This window comes from Micromonospora sp. NPDC053740, from assembly GCF_040677775.1.
GTDB lineage: Bacteria > Actinomycetota > Actinomycetes > Mycobacteriales > Micromonosporaceae > Micromonospora > Micromonospora alfalfae.
Genome location: NZ_JBFASO010000008.1, coordinates 22174 through 44631, shown reverse-complemented (window position 1 = coordinate 44631; position 22458 = coordinate 22174). Strand labels below are relative to the sequence as shown.

Below are 22458 nucleotides of genomic sequence, written 5' to 3'. Positions count from 1 at the left end.
CGGCGGGGACTATCGTCAGCGGACGTGAAGGTATGGATTCCGCACCCGGCCGGCGTGAACCTCCTGGGCGAGCTGCCCGCGGACGTGACGGTGGAGGTCTTCGAGCACACCGACCGGATGCCGTCCGAGGCGGCCGACGTCCGCTTCTGGGTGCCGCCGTTCCTGGGTGGCTCGGACGCGACGGCGGTGCTGCGGGAGCTGCCCGACCTGGCGGTGGTGCAGTTGCTCTCCGCCGGAGCGGACGCCTGGGCCGGCCGGACACCGCCTGCTGTCACGCTCTGCGATGCCCGGGGTGTGCACGACCCGTCCACCGCCGAGTGGGTGGTCACCGCGATCCTCACCCAGCTGCGGGCGTTTCCGGCGTTCGTCCGCGCGCAGGCCGAGCGGCGCTGGGCGTACGCGGGGAACGCCCCGACCGACGAGCTGACCGGTAAGCGGGTGCTCATCATCGGCGCCGGCTCGATCGGCACCGCGGTACGCGACCGGCTCGCCCCGTTCGACGTGAGTTTCACACTGGTCGCCAGGACGGCCCGCCCGGAGCAGGGGGTGCACGCCGTCGAGGAGCTGCCCCGGCTGCTGCCCGACGCGGACGTGGTGGTGGTGCTGGTGCCGCTCACCGACCAGACCCGTGGCCTGATCGACAAGGCGTTCCTGGCCGCGATGCCGGACGGGGCGCTGCTGGTGAACGCCGCCCGGGGCCCGGTGGCGGACACCGAGGCGCTCGTCGCCGAGCTGGGCACCGGTCGGATCATGGCGGCGTTGGACGTCACCGACCCGGAGCCGCTGCCCGCGGACTCGCCGCTGTGGGTCATGCCGAACGTGCTGCTCACCCCACACGTGGCTGGGTCGGTGCGCGGGTTGTTGCCCCGGGCCTACCGGCTGGTGGGCGATCAGGTCCGTCGGTTCGCCGCCGGGCAACCTCTGATCAACACGGTGGTCGACGGCTACTGACCGGGGGTCTCCGCCGGAGCGTCAGGCAGCTGCTGGCCGGTTGCCGCGACCAGTCGGGGCAGATCCGCCCCACGGACCGCCGGCAGGGTGACCTGGTGGCCGCCGTCAAGTCGGGCCACTGCGCGCCCGCGCTGGTCGGTGGTCAGCTCGACGACCTGGTCCCAGTCGATCCGACGCTGCCCGACCAGCGCCCGGATGCGTAGCTCCCGCGCGTCGGCGTCGGTGCCGGCCCGCCAGGCCCACACCGCGACGGCGAGCGGGACGAGCAGCACCGGCAGCAGGTAGTCCCGGGCGTTTGCCAGCGGCAGGGCGCCGACGAAGGCGATGATCGCGGCCACCAGGATGGCTTGGTTGTACCGGAAGCGGACCGTGTCGGGCTTACTCACCCTCCGATGATCCCACTTCGTGTTGTTTCGGCTCGCGGCGGGCGGTGCCGGCGGCCTGCGGTACGCCGTACAGTGACACAGGTCGTTGTATCCCCTGAGTGACCGGCAAGTAACCAATTCGGCCGTCCATCGTTGCCAATCGTGGGTAGCGGACTCGCAACGTCCGATGTCCCGCACCGCCGCACCGCCCCCGTGCCCCCTCACGAAGGCGACCGCCGTGCTCCTCGCGTACCCGTTCCGCGTTCTCGTCCCCCGCCGTGCGGCACCGGAGGCCGCCACGTCCGTGGCGGTGGCGCTGCTCCTCCTCGCCGGTGTCGTCGACCTGGTCCCGCCGGCCGTGGTGACAGCGCTGGCCGCCGGTGCCGGTGCCACGCTCGCCGGGCTGCGACTGTCCCGGCTGGCCTACCGACGCGGCACCGATCCGACACCGCGTGCGGCGGGGGTGCTGCTCGACGCGGCGGTGGTGGCGGCGGGTCTCACCGCCGTCGTGGTGCCCCTGGCCGGCATCGGGCACACCGTCGCCGTGCTGATCGGGTCGCTGGTCGTGGCGGTCCTCTCGACGGCCGGTCTGAACCGGCTGCCCGGCCGATCGCGGCCGGCGGCCTCGGTCCGGTTGCGGTGGCTGGTCGAGTCGACCGGCCCGGCCGTCGGTCTGGCCCTCGCCGGCTGGTTGCTGCTGCCCACCGACGGCCTACCGGTCCCGGTTCGGCTGGTCGCCGCGTTGACGCTCGGCGGGTTGGGCATGGCCTCGTTGAACGCGTTCGCGGGGCCACGACGGCGCTCGGGTGCGTCGGTCTGCCGGGGCGGCGTCCTGCTCACAGTGGGCGGGCTGGTGCTGCTGGCCACGTTGCCGTCCGCGCCGGCCGGTCGGGCGGCGCTGCTGGCCGTACCCCCGTTGGTGTTCGGGATGTTGCTCGTCGCGGTCGGCGCGGCGGATGCGGCGGACGACACGGAGCCGGTGGAGCGGGTCGCCGCGGCCTGGCCCAGGGCGGTGCTCCCGGCGGCGGTGCTGCTGCTGGCGTCGGGTCTGCACCTGGGCGCCGGCCGCGCACCGGACCGGACGAGCGTGCTGTTGGCCCTGGCGGCGGTGCCGCCCCTGGTGTTGCGCGAGCTGCTGCGGGCGAATGACGCGGCCACGTCCGGTCGACGGGCCGCCCATCGGCGACCGACCGGTCGGGCGCTGCAGCACCGCCGCGCGGCACCGGGACGCTGGCCGGGCACCCCGGAGCCGCCGCCAGAGGGAGCCCTCGGCGTCCCGGACGGCGCGGCCACCGCGACGGGTGCCGGGTCGACCTGGTCGCCTGACCACGGTTCCGCGTGGTCGGGGCTCAACCGGCGACCCGCGTCGGCGAGCGGTACCCCGGGCGACCGGGCCGCCCTGCTGGACGCCCTGGCCGCGATCGGCGACGTTCCGGCGCCGGCCGGTGCGCTGCTGCTGGTGGACCTGCACGGCACCGAGGCGTTCGGCCCGACGGCCCGGGAGGACGTGTTGGTCGAGGCGGTGCACCGGGCACGCGCTGTCATCGCCCCCGACGATCTGGTCACCGGCTGCACGGGTACCGGCTTCGCTGTGGTCACCGCCGCCGGCCCTGTGCTGGCGTACGCGCTGGGCACCCGACTGTTGAGCGCGCTCAGCCCGCCCTACCGGTTGGCCGGCGCGATGCTGCGCGTGCAGACGAGCATCGGGTTGGCCGAGGTGAGTGGCGCCGGGCCGGCGGATGTGCTCCGGCAGGCCGAGCTGGCCCGACGACGGGCCGTGCAGCTGGGCCGGGACCGGGTGGAGTGGTACGACGCGTTCCTTGAGGAACAACTGGTGCGCCGGCTCGACCTGGAGCGGGAGCTGCCGGGTGCGGTGGCGCGCGGCGAGCTGGACCTCGTCTACCAGCCGGTGGTCGACCTGGCCGACGGGCAGCCGGTGGGTGCGGAGGCGCTGTTGCGGTGGCGCAGCCCGGTGCTCGGCACCGTGCTTCCGGCCGAGTTGCTGCCGGTCGCCGAGGATCTGGACCTGGTGGGCGAGTTGGAGTGGTGGGTGCTGGACCGGGCCTGCCGGCAGTTGTCCGACTGGTCGGTGGGTGTCCGGGAGCTGTGGATGGCTGTCAACGTCACCACCCGGGAGCTGACCACTCCCGACTTCGTCCAGCGGCTCGCGGCCGTGCTGGCCGCGTACGGGGTGCCGCCGGAGCGGTTGGTGGTGGAGGTGAGTGAGCCGAGGGTCGCCGGTGACCTGTCGACAGTGGTGGCCCGACTGGCCGGGCTGCGGTCGTTGGGCGTACGCACCGCGTTGGACGACTTCCGGGCCGAGCACGCCTCGCTGGCCCAGCTTCGCCGCCTGCCGATCGACCTACTCAAGGTGGGCCCGGAGTTGGTGGGCGCTCGGCCGGACGGGCAACCGCCGCTGATCGACGTGGTGGTCAACGTGGGCGAGCGGTTGGGCGTCGAGATCGTCGCCGAGGAGTTGGAGTCGTCGACCCAGGTCGAGGGGGCGCGCCGGGGTGGTTGCCGGTACGGGCAGGGGTTCGCGCTGGCCCGGCCGGCGACTGCCGAACGGGTCGAGGCGTACTTCGAGGAGTTTCCCTCAGCGTCCCGCTGAACCGGTTCATCTGTCCCGGGGCGGTGCGGTGCTGCCGCGCGGCGTGAGGTGGGGTGTCTCGTCCTGCACCCGGCCGGCCGGTTGCCCGGCGACGACGGCGAGCAGTTGCCGGGCGGCGTGCGCCCCGTACGCCGGGATGTCCCGGCCCAGCGCGGTCAGCGGCGGGTGCACCAGGCGGCACAACGGCGAGTCGTCCCAGGCCACGATGGACAGATCACCGGGCACTGTCAGACCCATCTCCTGGGCGACGGAGAGCCCGGCGATGGCCATCACGTCGTTGTCGTAGATGACAGCTGTGGGCCGGCTGGCCGAACTGAGCAACCGGCGGGTGGCCCGACCGCCCTCCTCGCCGGTGTAGTCGGACCAGACGGTGACAGCGTCGACCAGGCCGAGCCGCTCGCGGACCGCCGCGAAGGCGTCGGTGCGGATCTCGGTGTGCCGCAGGTCGGGCAGGCCGGCGACCCGCGCGATCCGCCGGTGCCCGAGCGCGACCAGGTATTCCACCGTCTCGGTCAACGCGGCAGCGTCGTCGGACCAGAGACTCGCCAGCTCACCGGTGCCGCCGGGGCCGCCGATCACCACCGCCGGCAGTTGTAGCTGTTCGAGTGCGGGGATGCGCCTGTCGTCGGTGCGCAGGTCGCAGACGAGCACCCCATCCACCCGTCGTTCGCCCCACCAGCGCCGGTAGACAGCGATCTCGGCGTCCGGGTCGGCCACCACCTGGAGGGTCAGCGCGTACGAGCGGGCGGAGAGTTCGGCCTCGACGCCACTGATCAGCGCCATGAAGAACGGCTCGACGCCGAGGGTCCGCGCCGGTCGGCACAGGGCCAGGCCGATCGCGCCGGCAGTGGCGGCCGAGAGGGCGCGGGCGGCGCTGCTGCGGCTGAACCCGATTTCGGTGGCGATGGCCAGGATGCGCTGCCGGGTGGCCTCGGAGACGCCGGGCTGCCCGTTCAGCGCGTACGACACGGCGCCCTTGGACACCCCGGCGCGTTGGGCGACGTCGGCGATTGTCGGCCGCTTCACCGGCGTGCTCCTTCGCTCTCTGGCCGTTGACAGCCCGGATTTCCGGACCGTACGGTGGCTCAGCTTATCCGGTTCAGTTCGGCATCTTTCGATGCGGGAAGGTGCGGTGAAATCGTGAGCCGACAGGCACTCTACGACGGTTGGACGGTGCGAGCGGCCCCCGGAGCACAGGTGCCCGAGGAGGTCGCCGACCGGTCCGTGCCGGCGACAGTGCCGGGCTGCGTGCACACCGATCTGCTCGACGCCGGGCTGATTCCCGACCCGTACCTCGACGACAACGAGCGGGCGCTGGCCTGGATCGGGCGCACCGACTGGGTCTACCAGACCACATTCCTCCACCGGGCGGGCGACGACGAGCGCGTCGACCTGGTCTGCGCCGGCCTGGACACTGTCGCCACGCTCACAGTCAACGGTGTCGAGGTCGGCCGCACCGCGAACATGCACCGCGGCTACCGCTTCGACGTCCGACCACTGCTGCGCGACGGGGACAACGACCTGGTCGTCACGTTCGACTCCGCGTACCGCTACGCCGAGGCACAGCAGGAGCGGCTCGGCGACCGGCCGAACGCCTACCCGGAGCCGTTCCACTTCATCCGCAAGATGGCCTGCAACTTCGGCTGGGACTGGGGGCCGACACTGGTCACCGCCGGCATCTGGCAGGAGATCAGCCTGCACGCCTGGTCGACAGCTCGACTGGCGACCGTCCGTCCACTTGTCACGATGGACGGACGCGACGGGCGGGTCGAGGTGCACGTCGAGGTCGAGCGGGTCGCTGACGTCCCGCTGACCGTGCGCGCCGCCGTGGCCGGCGTCCGCGCCGAGGTGATCGTCCCGGCCGGGCAGCGCACAGCCGTGCTGACCCTCACCGTCCGCGATCCCGCGCTGTGGTGGCCCCGGGGGTACGGCGAGCAGACCCGTCACCCGATCGCTGTGACACTGCACGCACCGAACGGCGACACAGTGGACGACTGGTCGCACCGCATCGGCTTCCGCTCGGTACGGCTGAACACCACACCCGACGAGCACGGCACCCCGTTCGCGTTGTCGGTCAACGACGTCCCGGTCTTCGTCCGCGGGGTCAACTGGATCCCGGACGACACGTTCCCCACCCGGATCACCCGGACCCGGCTGGCCGAGCGCTTCGACCAGGCGATCGACGCCAACGTCAACCTGCTGCGGGTCTGGGGCGGCGGCCGGTACGAGTCGGCCGACTTCTACGACCTCGCCGACGAGCGCGGTCTCCTCGTCCAGCAGGACTTCCTCTTCGCCTGCGCCGCGTACCCGGAGGAGGAGCCGTTCGGCACCGAGGTGGCCGCCGAGGCCGCCGAGCAGGTGACCCGGCTCGCGCCGTACCCGTCGCTGGTGCTCTGGACCGGCAACAACGAGAACATCTGGGGCTGGCACGACTGGGACTGGCAGCAGGCCCTCGCCGGGCGCACCTGGGGGCGCGGCTACTACCTTGACGTGTTGCCCCGGATCGTCGGCGAGCTGGACCCGACCCGCCCGTACTGGCCGGGCAGCCCCTGGTCGGGAACGGAGGCGATCCACCCCAACGACCCGGCGCACGGCACCACCCACATCTGGGACGTGTGGAACACCGACGACTACACCAGATACCGGGAGTACGTCCCGCGCTTCGTCGCCGAGTTCGGCTACCAGGCCCCACCGGCGTACGCCACGCTGCGTCGCGCGTTGAGCGACGAACCCCTGGCCCACGACTCACCGGGCATGGCGCACCACCAGAAGGCGGCCGGCGGTGACGCCAAGCTCCAGCGGGGCCTCGACGCGCACCTGCCCGCCCCGGCGGACTTCGACGACTGGCACTACCTGACGCAGCTCAACCAGGCCCGGGCGATCCAGCTCGGCGTCGAGCACTTCCGCTCCCACCGGGACGTCTGCGCGGGCACGATCGTCTGGCAGCTCAACGACTGCTGGCCGGTGACCTCCTGGTCGGCAGTCGACGGCGACGGCCGCCGCAAACCCCTGTGGTTCGCGCTGCGCGGCGCGTACGCCGACCGGCTGCTCACCGTGCAGCCCCGCGACGGCGGGCTGGCAGTGGTCGCGGTCAACGAGACCGCCGAGGCGTGGACCGCGACAGCCGCTGTCACCCGGTTCACGCTCACCGGGGAGCCGAGGGCGAAGACCTCGGTCGACCTCGACGTCCCGGCGTACTCCTCGGTGGTGGTGGCGCTGCCGGCGGACCTGGCACGGCCGGAGGATGCCCGGCGCGAGGTGCTGGTCGCGGAGGCCGGTGGCACCGCGGAGCGCGCCCTGTGGTTCTTCGCCGAGGACCGGGAGGTGGACTGGCCGGCGGCGGCGTGGGACGCGACCGTCGAGCCTGTCGACGGTGGGCAGCGGGTCCGGGTCACGGCCCGCACGGTGCTGCGCGACCTGACGCTGTTCGCGGACCGGCTGGACGGCACCGCCACCGTGGACAAGGCCCTGGTCACCCTGTTGCCGGGCGAGTCGACGACCTTCACAGTGCGCGCCGACACGGCGTTGGACCCGGCGGCCCTGGCCAGCCGTCCGGTGCTGCGCTGCGTCAACGACATCGCGTCGAGTCAGCTCACGGTCCCATAATCGTGCTCGATCTATGAAGTCAAAACCGTTGCCGTAGACGGCGTGGCTGTCCGCCTACCCCGCCCCGCCCCGCCCCGCCCCGCCCCGCCCCGCCCCGCCCCGCCCCGCCCTGCACCGCCTCGCCTCGCCTCGTCGATCATGGAGTTGTGGTGGGTGACAAAGTGCCCGCATAGCACCAAACCAGGCACCACAACTCCATGATCGGCGGGGCGGGACCGCCCCTGCTCCGCGACCTTGCACCTTCTGTCCCGACGCAAGGGGCATCCCACCCATATCGACAACCGAAACTGCAAGATCGGCGCGATCTTCTCACCCGACACACGTTGATCTACCAGGAGTCCAGAGATCCAGCACGGGTTGACCCGCCACCCGGCTGGTGGTGCGTGGGACGACGTCTCGGCATCGAGTTGAAGATTTGTTCAAGTGCTAAAGTCTTCGTGTCGAGGGGAGGAACCTCATGTCGGTCCCGCTGTACCAGGCGAAGGCGGAACTCTTCCGCACCCTCGGGCACCCGGTGCGCATCCGGGTCCTCGAACTGCTCCAGGACGGACCGAAGCCGGTCCGCGACCTGCTCGCCGTCATCGAGGTCGAGGCCTCCAACCTCTCCCAGCAACTCGCGGTGCTGCGCCGCGCCGGAATGGTCACCTCACACCGCGACGGTCCCCTCGTCATGTACGCGCTCAGCACCCCGGACGTGGCCGACCTGCTGGCCGCCGGGCGGCGGATCCTCGGCGCGGTCCTCACCGACCGCGACGGCCTCCTCGGGGAGCTGCGCGCCACCGGCGCGGACAGGTGAGCGACGCCATCCCGGTGGTCCGAGAGCGACTCCTCGGGCTGCTACCCGGGCGGGCCGACTGGGCCGCGGTCCACCGCTCACCGCGCCGGGACCTGCTGGCCGGGCTCACCGTGGCGGTCGTGGCGCTGCCGTTGGCCCTGGCGTTCGGTGTCACCTCCGGGCTGGGCGCCCAGGCCGGGTTGATCACCGCCGTGATCGCCGGTGCGGTGGCCGCTGTCTTCGGGGGCTCCAACCTCCAGGTCTCCGGGCCGACCGGAGCGATGACAGTGGTGCTGGTGCCGGTGGTGCAGCAGTTCGGAGCCACCGGCGTGCTGATGGTCGGGGCGATGGCTGGCCTGGTGCTGATCCCGCTCGCCGTGGCCCGCCTGGGCCGGTACGTCCGCTACCTGCCCACCCCGGTGCTGGAGGGTTTCACCGCCGGCATCGCCGTGGTCATCGCGCTGCAACAGGTGCCCGCCGCACTCGGCGTCAGCGACGCGCACGGGGAGAAGGTCTGGGCCGTCGCCTTCGACGCGGTCGCCCGTTTCGTCGTACACCCGCGGCCGGCCGCGCTCGCGGTGGCCGTCGCCGTCGCGGCGCTGATGCTGCTGGGTGCCCGGTGGCGACCCGGCCTGCCGTTCTCGCTGCTCGGCGTGGGGGCCGCCACCGTCGTCGCCGAGGTCGTCCCGGTCGATCTGGTCCGGATCGGCGCGTTGCCGCAGGGCCTGCCCGCGCCCTCGCTCGGCTTCCTCGACCTCGGCGCGCTGGGCGTGCTGCTGCCCAGCGCTCTCGCCGTCGCCGCGCTCGCCGCCCTGGAGAGCCTGCTGTCCGCCACCGTCGCCGATGGCATGACCGTCGGCGAGCGGCACGACCCGGACCGGGAACTCTTCGGTCAGGGGATGGCCAACCTCGCCGCCCCCCTCTTCGGCGGCATCCCGGCGACCGCCGCCATCGCCCGGACAGCTGTCAACGTCCGCGCCGGGGCGGCCTCGAAACTGGCGGCCCTCACCCACGCCGTCGCCCTCGCCGCCATCGTGCTGGCCGCCGCGCCGTTGGTCGGCCGGATCCCACTCGCCGCCCTGGCCGGGGTGCTGCTGGCCACCACCGTCCGCATGGTGGAGGCTGGTTCGCTGTGGGCGCTGGCCCGGGCCACCCGGGGTGATGCCGTCGTGCTGGTACTCACCTTCGCCGTCACGGTGATCTGGGACCTCGTCACCGCCGTCGCGGTCGGCGTCGGCGTCGCCGTGGTGCTCGCCCTGCGCGCGGTGGCCCGCAGCGCCCGGCTGGAACAGGTGCCCCTCGACCCAGGCGAACACAGCGCCGAGGAGTACGCGCTGCTCACTGAACACATCGTCGCGTACCGGCTGGACGGGCCGCTCTTCTTCGCTGCGGCCCACACCTTCCTCCTCGAACTCTCCGAGGTCACCGACGTCCGTGTCGTCATCCTGCGAATGTCCCGGGTGACCACCATGGACGCCACCGGCGCGCACGTCCTCGGCGATGCGATCCGGCGGCTACGCGGACGCGGGATCACCGTCCTGCTCTCCGGCATCACCCCCGCACACGACCAGGTGCTGGCGACACTGGGTGTGGCTGACGACCTGCGCCGCGAGGAACTGCTCTTCCCGGACACGCCCGCCGCCATCCGGTACGCCCGCACGGTCGCGCTCCCCGCGGCGGACCACCCGACGGTCGTACCCGCCGACTGAGCGGTAGGCCGCCCCTGTGTCGCCTTCTGGTCAGCAGGGGCTTCGCCGAGACGGTACGACCGGTTCAATGACAGGTATGCGGGGATTCAACGGCACGGCGACGGCGAAGGTACTCATCCTGGCCGCCATTCCCATCGGTGGTGTCGGCTTCTTCGTCGCCAAGCCGTGGGCGGTCGCCGCGATCGTCGCCAACCTCCTTCTGCTTGCTGGCGGCGGTGCTCTGTGGTGGCTGGACTTCCACCGGAAACGCCGTTGGCTCGGCCTCAGGCGCAGCGGCGTGCCCGGCACCCTGACGCCGGGCAGCGGTGTCACGAGCCCCAGCGCTGACTACTGCGGTGAGGTGCCGCCGGTCTTCGTCGAACAGCGTCGCCGGCATCGGCTGATGTTGTCGGCGACCAGCCGGGTGCGGCGCTCCGGCGGGCGCAGGCACCTCGCGGGCGAGCCGTCGCCTGACGCTGATCAGCTGACCATGGTGGCGGCCAACGTGGCCCAGATTCAGCATCTGATCGATACGGGGCAGCAGCGATCCCGGCGTGAGCAGTTGTGGTGGCTGGTCGCGGGTCTGGCGGCGTCGGTCCCGATCGGCGTCGCGATCAACCTCGTCACCGGATAGCGGGCCGCGGCGTGAGCGACCGCAACCCCACGCGCTCCTCGAACACACCTGTCAGGGCAGTATTACCGCGTCGTGGCCGGTGGTGACAGCGCCCCCGACAGCGGCGAAGTCCGACGTCGAACCAGTGGTATCGCGGGGAGCGCAATGATCACCGAACATGTCCGGGATGCGGCGGCGACGGCGTTCGTCTTCGGCTTCTTCGCCACCAGTTGGTTCGGTTGGGCGCAGGAGGCACCCCCGAAGCGATGGCGGCCGGTGCTCATCGCTGGTTCGGTTCTGTCCCTGCTCACGGCGGCCGCTGGGGCCCTGCTCGCCTGGCGTCACTGGTCGGACGGTACGGCGTTCGACGCCGACACCAGCCCTACCTTCGGCATCGTCGTCGGCATCGAGTTCGGCGCCGCCGCGGTCGGTGCCGGGCTGCTCGCTCTGCTGCGGCGTAATGAGCTGGCAGCCCCTTGGATCGCCCTCGTCGTGGGCGTGCACCTCTTCCCAGTTGCGGCGCTGATCGACTACCCGTTGATTCATCTGGTCGCCGCGCTCGTCACCGTGGTGGCCCTCGCGGCGGTGCCGGTGGCCCGGGCTCGTGCCGTGGCGGTGAGCGCGGTGGTCGGGCTCGGTACTGGCGGAGTGCTCCTGGTCGCCGCGGTGTCCTCGCTGCTCATCGCCCTGTTGGGCTACTGAGGACGGTCGCCGTCATCCCGGGGTGACATCGCGGCGCTGGTCCATCGGCTGACACCCGCGAGCGGCGGGCCTGAAGGCAACTCCTCCAGGCCCCACCGCTGGTCAGGGCGCGCTTCCGGTCAGGCGCGGGCGGCGGCGAGCACCTGGCCGACCAGGGCGCCCGAGGTGCCCGAACGCTCGTACTCGGGCCGGTTCAGGCTGCCACCCATCAGCGGCGCGGGGTTGCGGTGCACGGCCGGGCTGTCCGAGCTGACCAGTGCCGCGAAGTGGTACTCGTCGGCGCCGGTCGCCTCGACGATCCGGGCGATGTTGCGCGGGGTGATGCCACCGCCCGGCATGATGACGATCCGGCCGGCGGCCCGGCGCACCAGGTCGGCGATGAGCGGAGCACCCTCCAGCACGCTGACCTCCTGCCCCGAGGTGAGCACCCGGTGCACGCCCAGCTCGATCAGCTGCTCCAGCGCCGCGTGCGGGTCACGGGTCATGTCGAACGCCCTGTGGAAGGTGATGCTGGCGTCGCCCGCGGCGGCGATCAGCCGGCGGGTGGTCGGGACGTCGACGTCACCCTCGGCGGTCAACGCGCCGATCACGATGCCGTGCGCGCCGGCTGCCACCGCGGCCCGGACGTCCCGCTCCATGGCCTCGACCTCGAACGGCGAGTAGATGAAGTCGCCGGCCCGGGGACGGACGATCACGTGTACCCGGATCCGGCTGACCGCCCGCATCGTCGTCTCGATGGTGCCCAGGCTGGGGGTCAGCCCGCCGTCGAAGAGCGCTGAGCACAACTCCACCCGGTCGGCGCCGGCCTCCTCTGCGGCGACCGCTCCCTCGACGCTGTCGATGCAGATCTCGAATGTGTTCATGATTCTTCCTTTTCCGTGCGAGGCGATGCCGCTTCGGTCCGAGACGGTGCTGTGGTCCAGTCGATGACGGCCGTGACGGCACCAACGGGTACGCCGCCGCCGAGCACCGGCACCTGGCGCAGCGCGTCGGCCCCACCAACCGGTACGCCCACGGCGGCGAGGGCGGCGAGGGCGATGGCGGTGGTGGCGCGGGGCGAACCGTCGATCGCCTTCACCGCCACCGCGTGACCGTCCGGTGCGGCCACCGCGAGCACGCCTTCGGCCCCACCCTTGGCGAGGACGCCGGGCAGCGCCCGCATGAGTTCGGTGTTCGGGTGCCCGTTCCAACCACCGACGTACTCAGGGTGTTGGCGCATTGCCTGCGCGACCAGCGCCTCGTCGCTGCCGGCGGGCGCGGTGACCAACGCCTGGAAGGTGCGGGCCAGGCCGGTCAGCGACAGGCCGAACAGCGGTGCCCCACAGCCGTCGACCGCGTGGTGCGCGATCGGCGAGCCGGCCAGCCGGGCGACGGCGGCGGCGGTTTCCCGCTGGAGCGGGTGCTCCGGGTCGAGGTAGTCGTCTGTGCTCCAGGACCGGGCGACGCAGGCGACCAGCATCGCGGCGTGCTTGCCGGAGCAGTTCATCCGGATCCGGTCGCGCTGTCCGTCGGCGCGGATCAACCGGTCCCGGGTCGGTTCGTCCTCCGGCCAGTCCTCCGGGCAGCCGAGCGCGTCCTCGGTCAGGCCGGCCCCGGCCAGCATCGCCCGAACCACCTCGACGTGCCTGTCGTCGCCGGTGTGGCTGCCAGCGGCGAGGGCCAGCGCCGGCCCGATCAGCTCGTCACCCGCCGCGATCCGGCAGGCCAGCGCCTGCACCGGCTTGAGGGTGGAGCGGGGCAGCACCGGCTCGTCGGGTACGCCGGCGGCGAGGGCGACAGTCCCGTCCGGGGCGAGCACCACGACGCTGCCGTAGTGCCGGCTCTCGACGAAGCCGTTGCGCACGACCCGGCCCAGTTCGGCGTAACGGAAGATGGTCACCGGGGGGTGTTCCCTTCGAGGAGTGGTGGGGGCAGTTCGGCGGTCCGCCGTCCGCGCCGTCCGCCGAAGCGGCCGTTGCGGGCCTGGAGTACGCGGGCGAACTTCGACAGCGAGGCGTTGACCACCAGATAGATCAGCGCCACCACCAGGAATGTCTGGATCAGCAGGTGGGTGTACGAGGAGAGCACCTGCCCGCTGTAGAGCAGCTCGGTGTAGCTGACCACGAAGCCGAGCGAGGTGTCCTTGAGCAGCCCGACCAGCTGGCTGACCAGGGACGGGGCGAGTTGGAGTAGCGCCTGCGGCAGCACCACCAGTGCCATCACCTGCCCGCGGCGCAGCCCGACCGCGAGGCCGGCCTCGGTCTGCCCTCGGTCCAGTGCCAGGATGCCGGATCGGAAGATCTCCGCGAACGCCGCCGAGTTGGAGACCACCAGCGGCACCACGAGCTTCCAGAACAGCGGGAAGTTCAGCCCGTACTGCGGCAGCGCGAACAGCGTCACGTAGATCAGCAGCAGGGTGGGTACGGTCCGGAAGATCTCCACGTACGCGCCGGCCAGCCAGCGCAGCGGTCGGTGCGTCGACAGCCGGCCGAGCGCCAGCAGCAGTCCGAGCGCGGCGCTGAGCACCGCTGTCGCGGCGGCGGCGCGCACCGTTGCCCAGAGGCCGTTGAGCAGGTACCGCCAGATGGGCCAGGTGGTGAACGGCTCCCACCGGGCGGCGGCCAACTCGCCGTGGCTGGCGAACTGGTAGACCGCCGCGACCACTGCACCGGCCAGGAGAACGGCGCCCAGCACTGTGGCGATCCGGATCCGCCGTTGGGCGCGCGGACCGGGCTCGTCGAAGAGGATCTGTTGCGTCTTGTTCATCGGACGATCGCCAGCCTTCGTTCGAGCAGGCCGGTGACCTGACCGATGATCAGCGCCAGCAGCATGTAGGCGAGGCCCGCGCCGGTGAACACAGCGATCGGTTGAGCCTCGACCAGGTTGACGGTGTTGGCCGCCTGGGTCAGCTCGACCACGCCGACGGCGGCGGCCAGCGAGGTGTTCATCAGCAGCGCGATGCAGATGTTGCCGATCGGCTGGATCACCGCCCGGAGTCCCTGCGGCAGGATCACGTGCCGCAGGGACTGGCCGAAGGTGAGGCCGATGGCTCGGGCTGCCTCAGCCTGGCCCACACCAACCGTGTTGATCCCGGCGCGGATCGCCTCGGCCAGGTACGCCCCCTCGTACACCGCGATGACGATCGCGGCGGAGGTGAACAGCGGGAACGTGATGCCGATGGTCGGCAGCGCGAACACGAAGAGGACCAGCAACGCCAGCAGCGGCAGGTTCTGGAACACCTCCACGTACGCGGTGCCGATGGCGCGCAGCAGCGGGACGGGGGCGATGCGCAGGGTGGCCACGACGATGCCCAGCAGCATCGCGCCGACGGTGGTCACGACCGTCAGTTCGACAGTCGTGACCAGGCCGTGGCCAAGCTCGCTCAGGTGGGCGGTGAGGGCTTCCATCGGTACGAGAGGCTGCTCAGGAGCCGTCGGCGGAACCGAGGGCGGGCGGAGTGGGCGCCCCACCCTCCACCACCGAGCCGAGGGTGCCTTCCCAGACCTTCGCCCACGTGCCGTCGGCCTGGATCTTCTTCAGCCAGTTGTTGACGAACTCCTTGAACTGCGCGTCCTCCTTGTTGAGGCCGATGCCGTAGGCCTCGGTGGTGAACGGCTCGCCCACCACCTTCATCCCCGGGTTCGCCTTGGCGCCCGAGGCGAGCAGCGTGAAGTCCTGCACGTACGCGTCGCCGCGCTTCTGCAGCAGCGCCTGCAACGCCTGCGGGTCGGTGCCGAAGGCGATCTGCTTCGAGCCGGGCGCGGCGGAGGGCAGCGCGGTGACGGCGGGGGTGTTCGCCCCGACGATCACGGTCTTGCCGGCGAGGTCCTTGACGCTCTTGATCGAGGTGTCGTCCTTGCGGACCCCGACGGCGAGGCCGGAGGTGAGGTACGGCCCGGCGAAGGCGACCTGGGTGGCCCGCTCCGGGGTGATCGTGTACGTCTGGAAGACCGCGTCCACCGACTTGGCCTGGAGCATGGCCTCCCGGGTCTGGGTGCCGATGGTCGTCGTCTTCACCTCGGGCTTGCCGGTGATGTACTTCGCCAGCAACTTCGCCATGTCGGCGTCGAAGCCCTCGATGGTGCCGCTGACCGGGTTCTGCTGGGCGAGCAGCGGCGCGTCCAGCGATCCGCCGATGTTCAGGTAGCCGCGCTTGCGGATCGCGTCCATGGTCGAACCGGCCGGGATGTCCGCGTCGGTGGCCACCGGGGCGGCGTCGTACACCGACTGGGCGACCACGCCGTCGCCGCCCAGGCCGGGGTTGCCGGGCAGCGCCGGAGCACTGCCGCCGCTGTCGCCGCCACAGCCGGTGGCGGCGAGGGCCACCGCTACCGCGGTGGCGGTGAGGGCGAGCGACCGCCGCCCGGTGAAGCTCATCTTGAGGATTGACATGACACCCTCCCGTTGGGGGCTAGTGCTGGAGGATCTTGGATAGGAAGTCGCGGGCCCGCTCGGTGCGCGGAGCTGCGAAGAAGTCGTCGGGTGCGCCGGATTCGACGATCCGACCGTCGTCCATGAAGACCACCCGGTCGGCGGCGCGACGGGCGAAGCCCATCTCGTGGGTCACCACGATCATGGTCATCCCCTCGGCGGCGAGAGAGACCATCACGTCGAGCACCTCGTTGACCATTTCCGGGTCGAGGGCCGAGGTCGGCTCGTCGAAGAGCAGCACCTTCGGTTGCATCGCCAGGGCTCGGGCGATCGCGGCCCGCTGCTGCTGCCCGCCGGAGAGTTGGGCCGGGTGGTGGTCCGCCTTGTCGGCGATGCCGACGCGCTCCAGCAGGGCCATCGCCTGCTGCCGCGCCTCGGGTCGGGGGATCCGACGGACCCGGGTGGGGCCGAGGGTGATGTTGTCCAGCACCGTCTTGTGGCCGAAGAGGTTGAAGGACTGGAAGACCATCCCGACATCGGCGCGCAGCCGGGCCAGCGCGCGGCCCTCGGCGGGCAGCGGCTCACCGTCGATCTCGACGCTGCCCTGCCCGGCGGTCTCCAGCCGGTTGAGGCAGCGGCACAGTGTCGACTTGCCGGAGCCGGAGGGCCCCACCACGACGACCACCTCGCCAGCGGCCACAGTGAGGTCGATGTCCTTGAGCACGTGCAGCGGACCGAACCACTTGTTCAGGCCGCGTACCGACACCATCGGTCGGTTCGCACCCGTCGTCTCCGGTGCCACCAGACGGCCTCACTTCCTTCGACTACAAAACTAAGTCAGCTTCATATCGAACCAACAGCGTCATCTAAAGGTAGCCAGCAAACTAAGTCAACCGGTTGCTTGAACAAACTCCGGGTGCTAAGAAGCTGACGTGACGATTGACGACGCGCCACGCGATGCCCTCCGGGGCGGCCCCCGGGAGCTACTGCGCTGGGTGGCCACCGGTGCGGCCGTCAGTCGGGCCGACCTGTCCCGCCTCTCCGGGCTCTCCCCGTCGACGGTCTCCCAGCGGGTCGAGGCGTTGATCAGTCAGGGGCTGCTGGAGGAGGCCGGCGCCGGGCGGTCCCGGGGTGGCAGGCGACCCCGCCAACTCGCCGTGCCCACCGGCGGCGCAGTGGTCGGTGCCATCGACCTCGGCGCGCATCACGCCCGCGTCGGCACCCTGGATCTCTCCGGGCGGGTGGTCAAGGCCCGCACCCTGCCGGTCCGCATCGAGGACGGCCCGGAGGCGGTGCTCGGCGCGCTGCTCGCCGAGGTCGCCACGCTGGTGGGCAGCGCTCCGGCGGCCGGCGACGGGGCGGTGGCCGGTGGCTCCGCGGGAGGCGCGCTCCGCGGCGTCGGCATCGGGATTCCCGGTCCGGTGCAGCACTCCACCGGACGGATCGTCAGCCCATCGCGGATGCCCGGCTGGAACGGCTTCGACGTTGCCGCGTTCTGCGCCGGCCGTGTCGACGTGCCGGTCATCGTGGACAACGACGCCAACCTGATGGCGCTCGGCGCGCACCGCACCGCGCATTCCGAGTTGGACCACGCCGTCTACATCAAGGCTGGCACCGGAATCGGCTCCGGTGTGATCGCCAGTGGACGGTTGCACCGGGGCGCGCAGGGATCGGCCGGGGACATCAGCCACTGTCGGGTGGTGGCCGATCCCGCGCCACCGTGCACCTGCGGCAACGCCGGTTGCCTGGAGGCGGTGGCCAGCGGCGCCGCACTGGTCACCGCGCTCCGGGAGCAGGGTGTGCCGGTCTCCGACCTGACCGGTGTGATCCGCCTGATCGACGACGGTGACCGGCAGGCCACCGCCCTCGCCCGGCAGGCCGGCCGCGCCGTCGGCGAGATCCTGGCCGTGGTGGTCAACTTCTTCAACCCGCAGGTGGTGGCGATCGGTGGTCGGCTCGCCGACTGCGAGCCCCTGCTGGCCAGCATGCGGGCCACCCTCTACGAGCGGTGCCTCCCACTGGCCACCCAGACCCTGCTCATCGAACGCGTGGCCGCCGGCCAGGACGTCGGCATCACCGGTGCCGCCCACCTGGTGATCGACCACGTCGTAGCGGCCGCCTGACCTCGCTCAAACCGACTGCGACGATCACGTAGGGCAGTTTTCTACTGACAATTTCCTTACCCGCAGTCACGTAGCCTCCCGGTGTTCCTCACTTCACCGTGATCGCTCCTGGAGGTTTCGACGTGCGGATCAGCCGACAGTTGCTCGTGCCGATCTCGTTGGCAGCGGTGCTGACGACCGCCGCCTGTGGCCTGTCCACACCGGCGTCCGGGCAGGCCGAAGTCCCACGCTCCGGCCCGATTGCGCAGAGCTCAGCTCCGAGCCGCAGCGATACGCCGACCTCCAGCCCGACTCCGGAGATCCCGACCGACGCGCAGATCCCCACCAGGGCCGCCGGCACCTTCACCACCGCCAGCGGCAACGGTCGCGTGATCGGCAAGGGTAAGAAGCGGGTGCGCTACAGCGTCTCGGTGGAGAAGGGCATCAAATGGGGTGACATCCCCGCCTGGAAACCGGACCGGTTCGCCGCGAGCATCGAGCAGGTGTTGGCGGCCCCGAACGGGTGGGCCACGTCGGCACAGCACCCGGTCACCAACGCGGCGGTGAACCTGACCCGGGCGTCGTGGTCCTTCCAGCGGGTCGGCACCTCCACCGTCGACGTCGACGTGCGGCTCGCGACGCCGAGGACGGTGGACAGGCTCTGCGGCGCGAGCGGCGTCGACACCGAGGGCGTCTACTCCTGCAAGTACGGCAAGACAATCATGATCAACCTGCGGCGGTGGCTCCAGGGCTCACCGGGATACCCGGTCAGCATCGACGAGTACCACGCCGGCGTGATCAATCACGAGTTCGGTCACTTCCTCGGCTTCGCCCACATGAAGTGCGGCGGTCGCGGCAAGCCGGCCCCGGTCATGATGACGCAGACGATGGGCCTGAGCGGGTGCGTGCCGAACGTCAGCCCGTTCGTCGGCAACGGACAGTTCGTCAGCGGACCGTGGGCGCCATCCTGACTTGGCTTCTCTGTCTCAACGAAGCGCAGCAATTATGTGCCCGACGGAGGTAGGCGGATTGCCATCCGGGGGCGGGTCGAGTCGATCAGCCCGCTGACAGGCGTCCTCAACCCGGTCGCGGAAGTTGCCGAAGTCAAGCCTGGTCTTGTCCCAAGCGGGGTCGTGCTCCCGCAGCAGGTCGCGGGCTCGCTTGGCGTTGTCCACAAAACGGGTGCAGTTGCCGTAGTGGAGCAGGAGCCACACCTCGAAGCAGGGATTGGACCAGGCCAGATTGACATCGGCGTCTACAGCTTCGCGGGACGCCGGCTCGGTGGCGAAGTCATCGACGTCGCAGACGGCCCACGCTTCGTCGAAGTCGTCGCGCTGGCGGCGCCGCGCCGCACCTCGTACCACGTTGACCGGCGAGCCGCGTTCTGCCACTACGACCACCCGAGGACGCACCCACGCCTCCTGCTTGAGACTGCTGCTGGCGGCGCTTTTGGTCACGGGGTGTCGGCCGCGCTGGATGAGCCGGAGCGGGTGCCCGAGTGGGGAAACCGGCTCCGGGCGCTCGCCCTCGCCCCGGCGGAGCGCGATCAGGTGCGCGAAGCCGTCGCCGATCCGAGCGCCCTCGACTCCTGGCTGCCCGACGCCCCCGGCCGTCCCCCACACTGAGTCCGTCAGCTGCGTCGTGCGGGCGGAATCGACGAGCGCCTGCCTTATTGCTTACAGAACACGGACGGGCCAGCGGGTGACGCGTAGCGTCTTGGGACAGAGCTGCGGAAACAATTCCCGTCGACCTCAGCGACCCCAGTGAAACGGAGACCCCGTGCCCTTCGAAAAGGGTTGGACCGCCCACCCTCAACCATTCGCGTTGAACGGCGCGCCGCTGAAGAAGTACGACGAGATCCCGACCTATGCGGCGGGCGACACCGACCAGGTCGGCGCACGACTAACCGAACAGATCGACTACCTGATGCCAGTCATCATGAGCAGCACCGGTGTCGACGATGCGGTGTGGGAGACGGCCCCTGACGGTCAGGCACTTGTGCTCGCGCTGGCACCCGGTGAGGTACGGGTGTGGGCCGCCCGCGAGTTCCTGCGGGACGGTGCCTACCGGGTAACCGAACTGGAAATCGAACTCCTTGCGGAACAGTCGCGGCAGCAACTTCTCAAAACGTTCTGGGCCGGGAAGCGTAAGCACTACGCGGAACTCGCCGAGATCGTGTTGAAGACGGAGATCAACGGCACCACCGTGACAGCTGCGCCTGACGTGGTCACTGTCCCGGCGGGCCGGTACACCAAGCAGATCGTCGTCGACGGCGAGACCTGGCAGGATCAACTCGCGCCCTTCTCCATCCTGCTGCCCATCGACGACGTGCTCGTCTCCGTCTCCCCCGACGACGTCGAAGGCGTCGACGACTCGCATGTGGTCGCGGCTCAGGAAGAGGGCAGGGCGACCCGCTTGCCGGCCGCCACAGTCAGGGCCCGCTTCGCCACCACCGCCACGATCGTCAGGCCCTACGTCCCTGCCTCCGACTGGCTCACCGACACGCAACTCCACTATCCGACACCGACTCAGATGGGGGCGGTATTCGTGCTTCGCCGGATGCCGGCCGACGAGGGCGAGATCGAGCAGACACGCCAGAACGACCCCGAACTCTTCCAACAGGGATTGACAAGTCCCGGAGTGCGGCTCGACGATCACATCTACGTACGCATCGACCATCTCGGCACCGGCACCGAGTACCACGAGGCCATGCACAAGCTTTCCCATCGCACGTTCCGGGCCGTCATGGGCTGGGACTTCAATGAGGGAGCCACCGAGTACTTCACCCGGCTACTGCTGGCGGAGTCGGAGGACGTCGTCCGCAACGACGCGCAGTACGCCAGCCAACGGTCGGGAGTCGAGTTTCTGATCGACCGTGGACTGATCACCAGCCAGGACCTGGCGACCGCATACTTCCGTGGCCTGCTGGAGCCGCTGTTCCGCAAGGTACGAGAGGCCACCCGGGGTACTAAGTTGGTGAGCCTCCAGGCGTACGCACATGCCCTCGGCCCGAGGTCCTACGATGCACAGAGCTTCCTCGGCCAGGTGCTCGATCGGGGGGTCTGAGGCAGGCCCTGGCCATCGCGCACAAGTCAAGGCCGCAACCGGCGTCTCCACGGGTTGCGGGCTTGATCGTTTCTATTGGTTGACCTAACCGGTAATGAGCGGCCAGGCATAGGCCAGCAGGGCGCACGCCGCTCCGAGCAGGGCGAGCGAGATTCCCCGAGTGGGGACCGGCAACGAGGCGAGCACGAGCAGGATGACCGCGACGACATAGAGGAACGCCTGCACCGACATGGCAGTCGGCAGCCTCACGGAGGGCCTTCCGGGACTGCTTCGCCTCGCCTCGCCGCGTTCGCTGTCGTGCAGGGCTGCGATTGCCAAAGCGGTCGCGTCGGCGAGCTTGGCGTTGGCCTTCTCGATGCTCATCCGAGCGTTGTCGAGTGCTTGATCGCCCTTCCGGATCGTCACCTTGACATTGCCGATGGTCACTGCCGCACGTTAACCGAACTCGGTCGTCGAGCGCAGCCCCCGCGGCGGGTGGGTGTCCCAGGAGACTCCGAGACACCCACCGAAAAGCCTCAGCGGGAGAAGTGGGTCGAGCGCACGAAGCTTGCCCAGGCGGTGGGGGAGAAGGTGAGGGCTGGGCCGTGCGGGTCTTTGCTGTCGCGTACGGCGACGATGCCGGGCAGGTTGTCGGCAACCTCGACGCACTCACCGCCGTTGCCCGCGCTGCGGGTGCTCTTGCGCCAGGAAGCGCCCGTCAGGTCAACCATGGTGAACCTCCCCGATGATCTTGTTGATCAGTTGGAACGATTGTCCCTCATCGAGGGCGAGTGACAGCAGGCTCGACCAGACCTTCTCATAGGTCGCGAACTCGTTGGGACGCTCGAGGTAGAGAGCGCCAGTGATCGCCTCGCTGTAGACCAACGGCGGCTCAGGCGTGCTTCGGTTGCCGAGCGGAAAATCAAGGAGCACGAACTCACCCGCAACGGTCCCGTGGTGAGGCCCTGCGATCAGGGGTAACACGCGAATCGAGATGTTCGGTAGGCGGGTCAGCCGTAGCAGGTTGTGGAGTTGATCCGCCATGGTCTCGGGGCCACCCACCGGCCGGAGGATCACCGACTCGCAGAGCACCACCTGCACCTGAGGAGCCCGTGGCAGGCGACGGGTCAGCAGTGACTGCCGTTGCAGTCGAAGCTCGACCGCGCGCTCCCGGTCGTCCTCGCTCATGTCGGGCTGATCGATGCGGTAGATGCCTCGGGCGTAGTCGCGGCTCTGCAAGATGCCGGGCACGAGACTGTTCTTGTAGAAGCGGAGCTTTGAGGCTGCGGATTCGAGGCCCACGTACAGCTCGAACCATTCCGGGACGGCATCGCCGTACGCGTGCCACCAGCCCTTCGCTTTCGTCTCGCCGGCTAGAGAGATCAGCGCCCGGGTCAGCTCGCCCGTCGCCCCGTACAGCTCGCACATCGCGCGAACGTCGACGCCGCGCACCGAGCCGAGCCCGCTCTCGATTCGCCACACCTTCTGGCGGCTGCACTCCAGCGCCTCGGCGACCGCGTCGAGGGTCGCCCCCGCCTCGGTGCGCAGGTCACGTAGCGCCCTGCCGAGCTGGCGTCGGGGCACCGTCGAGCCCATGTCATCGGCCACCCGGCTCTCCTTCCTGTTGAGTTTTGCAACATCCCAACAGCC

At 70.6% G+C, this 22458-nt stretch carries 23 protein-coding genes; 11 read left to right on the top strand and 12 right to left on the bottom strand.

What is annotated here, in order from left to right:
• Nucleotides 1–24: 24 nt before the first annotated feature.
• A complete protein-coding gene (locus AB0K35_RS21160) occupies nt 25–951 on the top strand; it encodes a 2-hydroxyacid dehydrogenase (protein ID WP_357270142.1) in 927 nt (308 codons plus the stop codon).
• On the opposite strand, the gene AB0K35_RS21155 is transcribed toward AB0K35_RS21160, so the two are convergent.
• Nucleotides 945–1337: a PH domain-containing protein gene (locus AB0K35_RS21155; protein WP_363887017.1), complete on the bottom strand. Its 393-nt coding sequence runs from the start codon at nt 1335–1337 to the stop codon at nt 945–947. The genes AB0K35_RS21160 and AB0K35_RS21155 overlap by 7 nt on opposite strands.
• Nucleotides 1338–1554: 217 nt before the next feature.
• Between AB0K35_RS21155 and AB0K35_RS21150 the strand changes: the two genes are divergently transcribed.
• Complete coding sequence (locus AB0K35_RS21150) at nt 1555–3927, top strand: GGDEF domain-containing phosphodiesterase (protein ID WP_363887014.1); 2373 nt, start codon at nt 1555–1557, stop codon at nt 3925–3927.
• 6 nt (nt 3928–3933) lie between these two features.
• On the opposite strand, the gene AB0K35_RS21145 is transcribed toward AB0K35_RS21150, so the two are convergent.
• Nucleotides 3934–4953: a LacI family DNA-binding transcriptional regulator gene (locus tag AB0K35_RS21145; protein ID WP_238671000.1), complete on the bottom strand. Its 1020-nt coding sequence runs from the start codon at nt 4951–4953 to the stop codon at nt 3934–3936.
• 114 nt (nt 4954–5067) lie between these two features.
• Between AB0K35_RS21145 and AB0K35_RS21140 the strand changes: the two genes are divergently transcribed.
• The 5 genes from AB0K35_RS21140 to AB0K35_RS21120 all read left to right on the top strand — a co-directional run bounded on the left by AB0K35_RS21140 (nt 5068) and on the right by AB0K35_RS21120 (nt 11311).
• Nucleotides 5068–7533, top strand: coding sequence for a glycoside hydrolase family 2 protein (locus AB0K35_RS21140; RefSeq protein WP_363887011.1), 2466 nt, complete (start codon nt 5068–5070; stop codon nt 7531–7533).
• 457 nt (nt 7534–7990) lie between these two features.
• Nucleotides 7991–8329: a metalloregulator ArsR/SmtB family transcription factor gene (locus AB0K35_RS21135; protein ID WP_112604395.1), complete on the top strand. Its 339-nt coding sequence runs from the start codon at nt 7991–7993 to the stop codon at nt 8327–8329.
• Nucleotides 8326–10017 carry a SulP family inorganic anion transporter gene (locus AB0K35_RS21130; protein WP_363887008.1) on the top strand — a complete coding sequence of 564 codons (1692 nt, stop codon included), beginning with the start codon at nt 8326–8328 and terminating at the stop codon, nt 10015–10017. Before AB0K35_RS21135 ends, AB0K35_RS21130 begins: the two co-directional genes overlap by 4 nt.
• A 76-nt stretch (nt 10018–10093) precedes the next feature.
• Nucleotides 10094–10630, top strand: a complete 537-nt coding sequence (locus AB0K35_RS21125; protein ID WP_363887006.1) for a hypothetical protein — start codon at nt 10094–10096, stop codon at nt 10628–10630.
• A 144-nt stretch (nt 10631–10774) separates the two neighbouring features.
• Nucleotides 10775–11311 carry a hypothetical protein gene (locus tag AB0K35_RS21120; RefSeq protein WP_238671004.1) on the top strand — a complete coding sequence of 179 codons (537 nt, stop codon included), beginning with the start codon at nt 10775–10777 and terminating at the stop codon, nt 11309–11311.
• A gap of 119 nt (nt 11312–11430) precedes the next feature.
• Here the strand turns inward: AB0K35_RS21120 and AB0K35_RS21115 are convergent, their stop codons facing one another.
• The 6 genes from AB0K35_RS21115 to AB0K35_RS21090 are packed head-to-tail and all read right to left on the bottom strand — an operon-like array spanning nt 11431 to nt 16430.
• Nucleotides 11431–12174, bottom strand: a complete 744-nt coding sequence (locus AB0K35_RS21115) for a copper homeostasis protein CutC (protein WP_363887003.1) — start codon at nt 12172–12174, stop codon at nt 11431–11433.
• Nucleotides 12171–13190, bottom strand: coding sequence for an asparaginase (locus AB0K35_RS21110; RefSeq protein WP_363887000.1), 1020 nt, complete (start codon nt 13188–13190; stop codon nt 12171–12173). Before AB0K35_RS21110 ends, AB0K35_RS21115 begins: the two co-directional genes overlap by 4 nt.
• Complete coding sequence (locus tag AB0K35_RS21105; RefSeq protein ID WP_238671010.1) at nt 13187–14056, bottom strand: amino acid ABC transporter permease; 870 nt, start codon at nt 14054–14056, stop codon at nt 13187–13189. Before AB0K35_RS21105 ends, AB0K35_RS21110 begins: the two co-directional genes overlap by 4 nt.
• Nucleotides 14053–14697 (bottom strand): amino acid ABC transporter permease, encoded by a 645-nt coding sequence (locus tag AB0K35_RS21100; protein ID WP_112582064.1) that lies wholly within the window; start codon nt 14695–14697, stop codon nt 14053–14055. The genes AB0K35_RS21105 and AB0K35_RS21100 overlap by 4 nt, the downstream gene beginning before the upstream one ends.
• Before the next feature lie 16 nt (nt 14698–14713).
• The gene (locus AB0K35_RS21095) at nt 14714–15682 is read right to left on the bottom strand and encodes a glutamate ABC transporter substrate-binding protein (RefSeq protein ID WP_363886997.1); all 969 of its coding nucleotides are present in this window, start codon (nt 15680–15682) and stop codon (nt 14714–14716) included.
• 19 nt (nt 15683–15701) lie between these two features.
• On the bottom strand, nt 15702–16430 hold the full coding sequence (locus tag AB0K35_RS21090) for an amino acid ABC transporter ATP-binding protein (RefSeq protein WP_210781094.1): 729 nt from the start codon (nt 16428–16430) through the stop codon (nt 15702–15704).
• A 163-nt stretch (nt 16431–16593) separates the two neighbouring features.
• Here AB0K35_RS21090 and AB0K35_RS21085 point away from each other — a divergent pair, with 163 nt between their 5' ends.
• Both AB0K35_RS21085 and AB0K35_RS21080 read left to right on the top strand, forming a co-directional pair.
• Entirely contained in the window at nt 16594–17784 is a 1191-nt protein-coding gene (locus AB0K35_RS21085) for an ROK family transcriptional regulator (protein WP_238671012.1), read from the top strand.
• A 122-nt stretch (nt 17785–17906) separates the two neighbouring features.
• Nucleotides 17907–18734: a DUF3152 domain-containing protein gene (locus AB0K35_RS21080; protein WP_363886994.1), complete on the top strand. Its 828-nt coding sequence runs from the start codon at nt 17907–17909 to the stop codon at nt 18732–18734.
• 15 nt (nt 18735–18749) lie between these two features.
• Here AB0K35_RS21080 and AB0K35_RS21075 read toward each other — a convergent pair whose 3' ends face one another.
• The gene (locus AB0K35_RS21075; protein ID WP_238671014.1) at nt 18750–19220 is read right to left on the bottom strand and encodes an RloB family protein; all 471 of its coding nucleotides are present in this window, start codon (nt 19218–19220) and stop codon (nt 18750–18752) included.
• A 3-nt stretch (nt 19221–19223) separates the two neighbouring features.
• On the opposite strand from AB0K35_RS21075, the gene AB0K35_RS21070 reads away from it, so the two are divergent.
• Both AB0K35_RS21070 and AB0K35_RS21065 read left to right on the top strand, forming a co-directional pair.
• A complete protein-coding gene (locus AB0K35_RS21070; RefSeq protein WP_238671015.1) occupies nt 19224–19388 on the top strand; it encodes a hypothetical protein in 165 nt (54 codons plus the stop codon).
• A gap of 154 nt (nt 19389–19542) precedes the next feature.
• Nucleotides 19543–20829, top strand: coding sequence for a hypothetical protein (locus AB0K35_RS21065; protein WP_363886992.1), 1287 nt, complete (start codon nt 19543–19545; stop codon nt 20827–20829).
• Nucleotides 20830–20913: 84 nt separating this feature from the next.
• Here AB0K35_RS21065 and AB0K35_RS21060 read toward each other — a convergent pair whose 3' ends face one another.
• The 3 genes from AB0K35_RS21060 to AB0K35_RS21050 form a co-directional block, all read right to left on the bottom strand.
• Nucleotides 20914–21255, bottom strand: a complete 342-nt coding sequence (locus AB0K35_RS21060) for a hypothetical protein (protein WP_238671017.1) — start codon at nt 21253–21255, stop codon at nt 20914–20916.
• Nucleotides 21256–21344: 89 nt separating this feature from the next.
• On the bottom strand, nt 21345–21539 hold the full coding sequence (locus AB0K35_RS21055) for a DUF397 domain-containing protein (RefSeq protein WP_363886989.1): 195 nt from the start codon (nt 21537–21539) through the stop codon (nt 21345–21347).
• Nucleotides 21532–22416, bottom strand: coding sequence for a helix-turn-helix transcriptional regulator (locus AB0K35_RS21050; protein ID WP_363886986.1), 885 nt, complete (start codon nt 22414–22416; stop codon nt 21532–21534). The genes AB0K35_RS21055 and AB0K35_RS21050 overlap by 8 nt, the downstream gene beginning before the upstream one ends.
• Nucleotides 22417–22458: the final 42 nt, after the last annotated feature.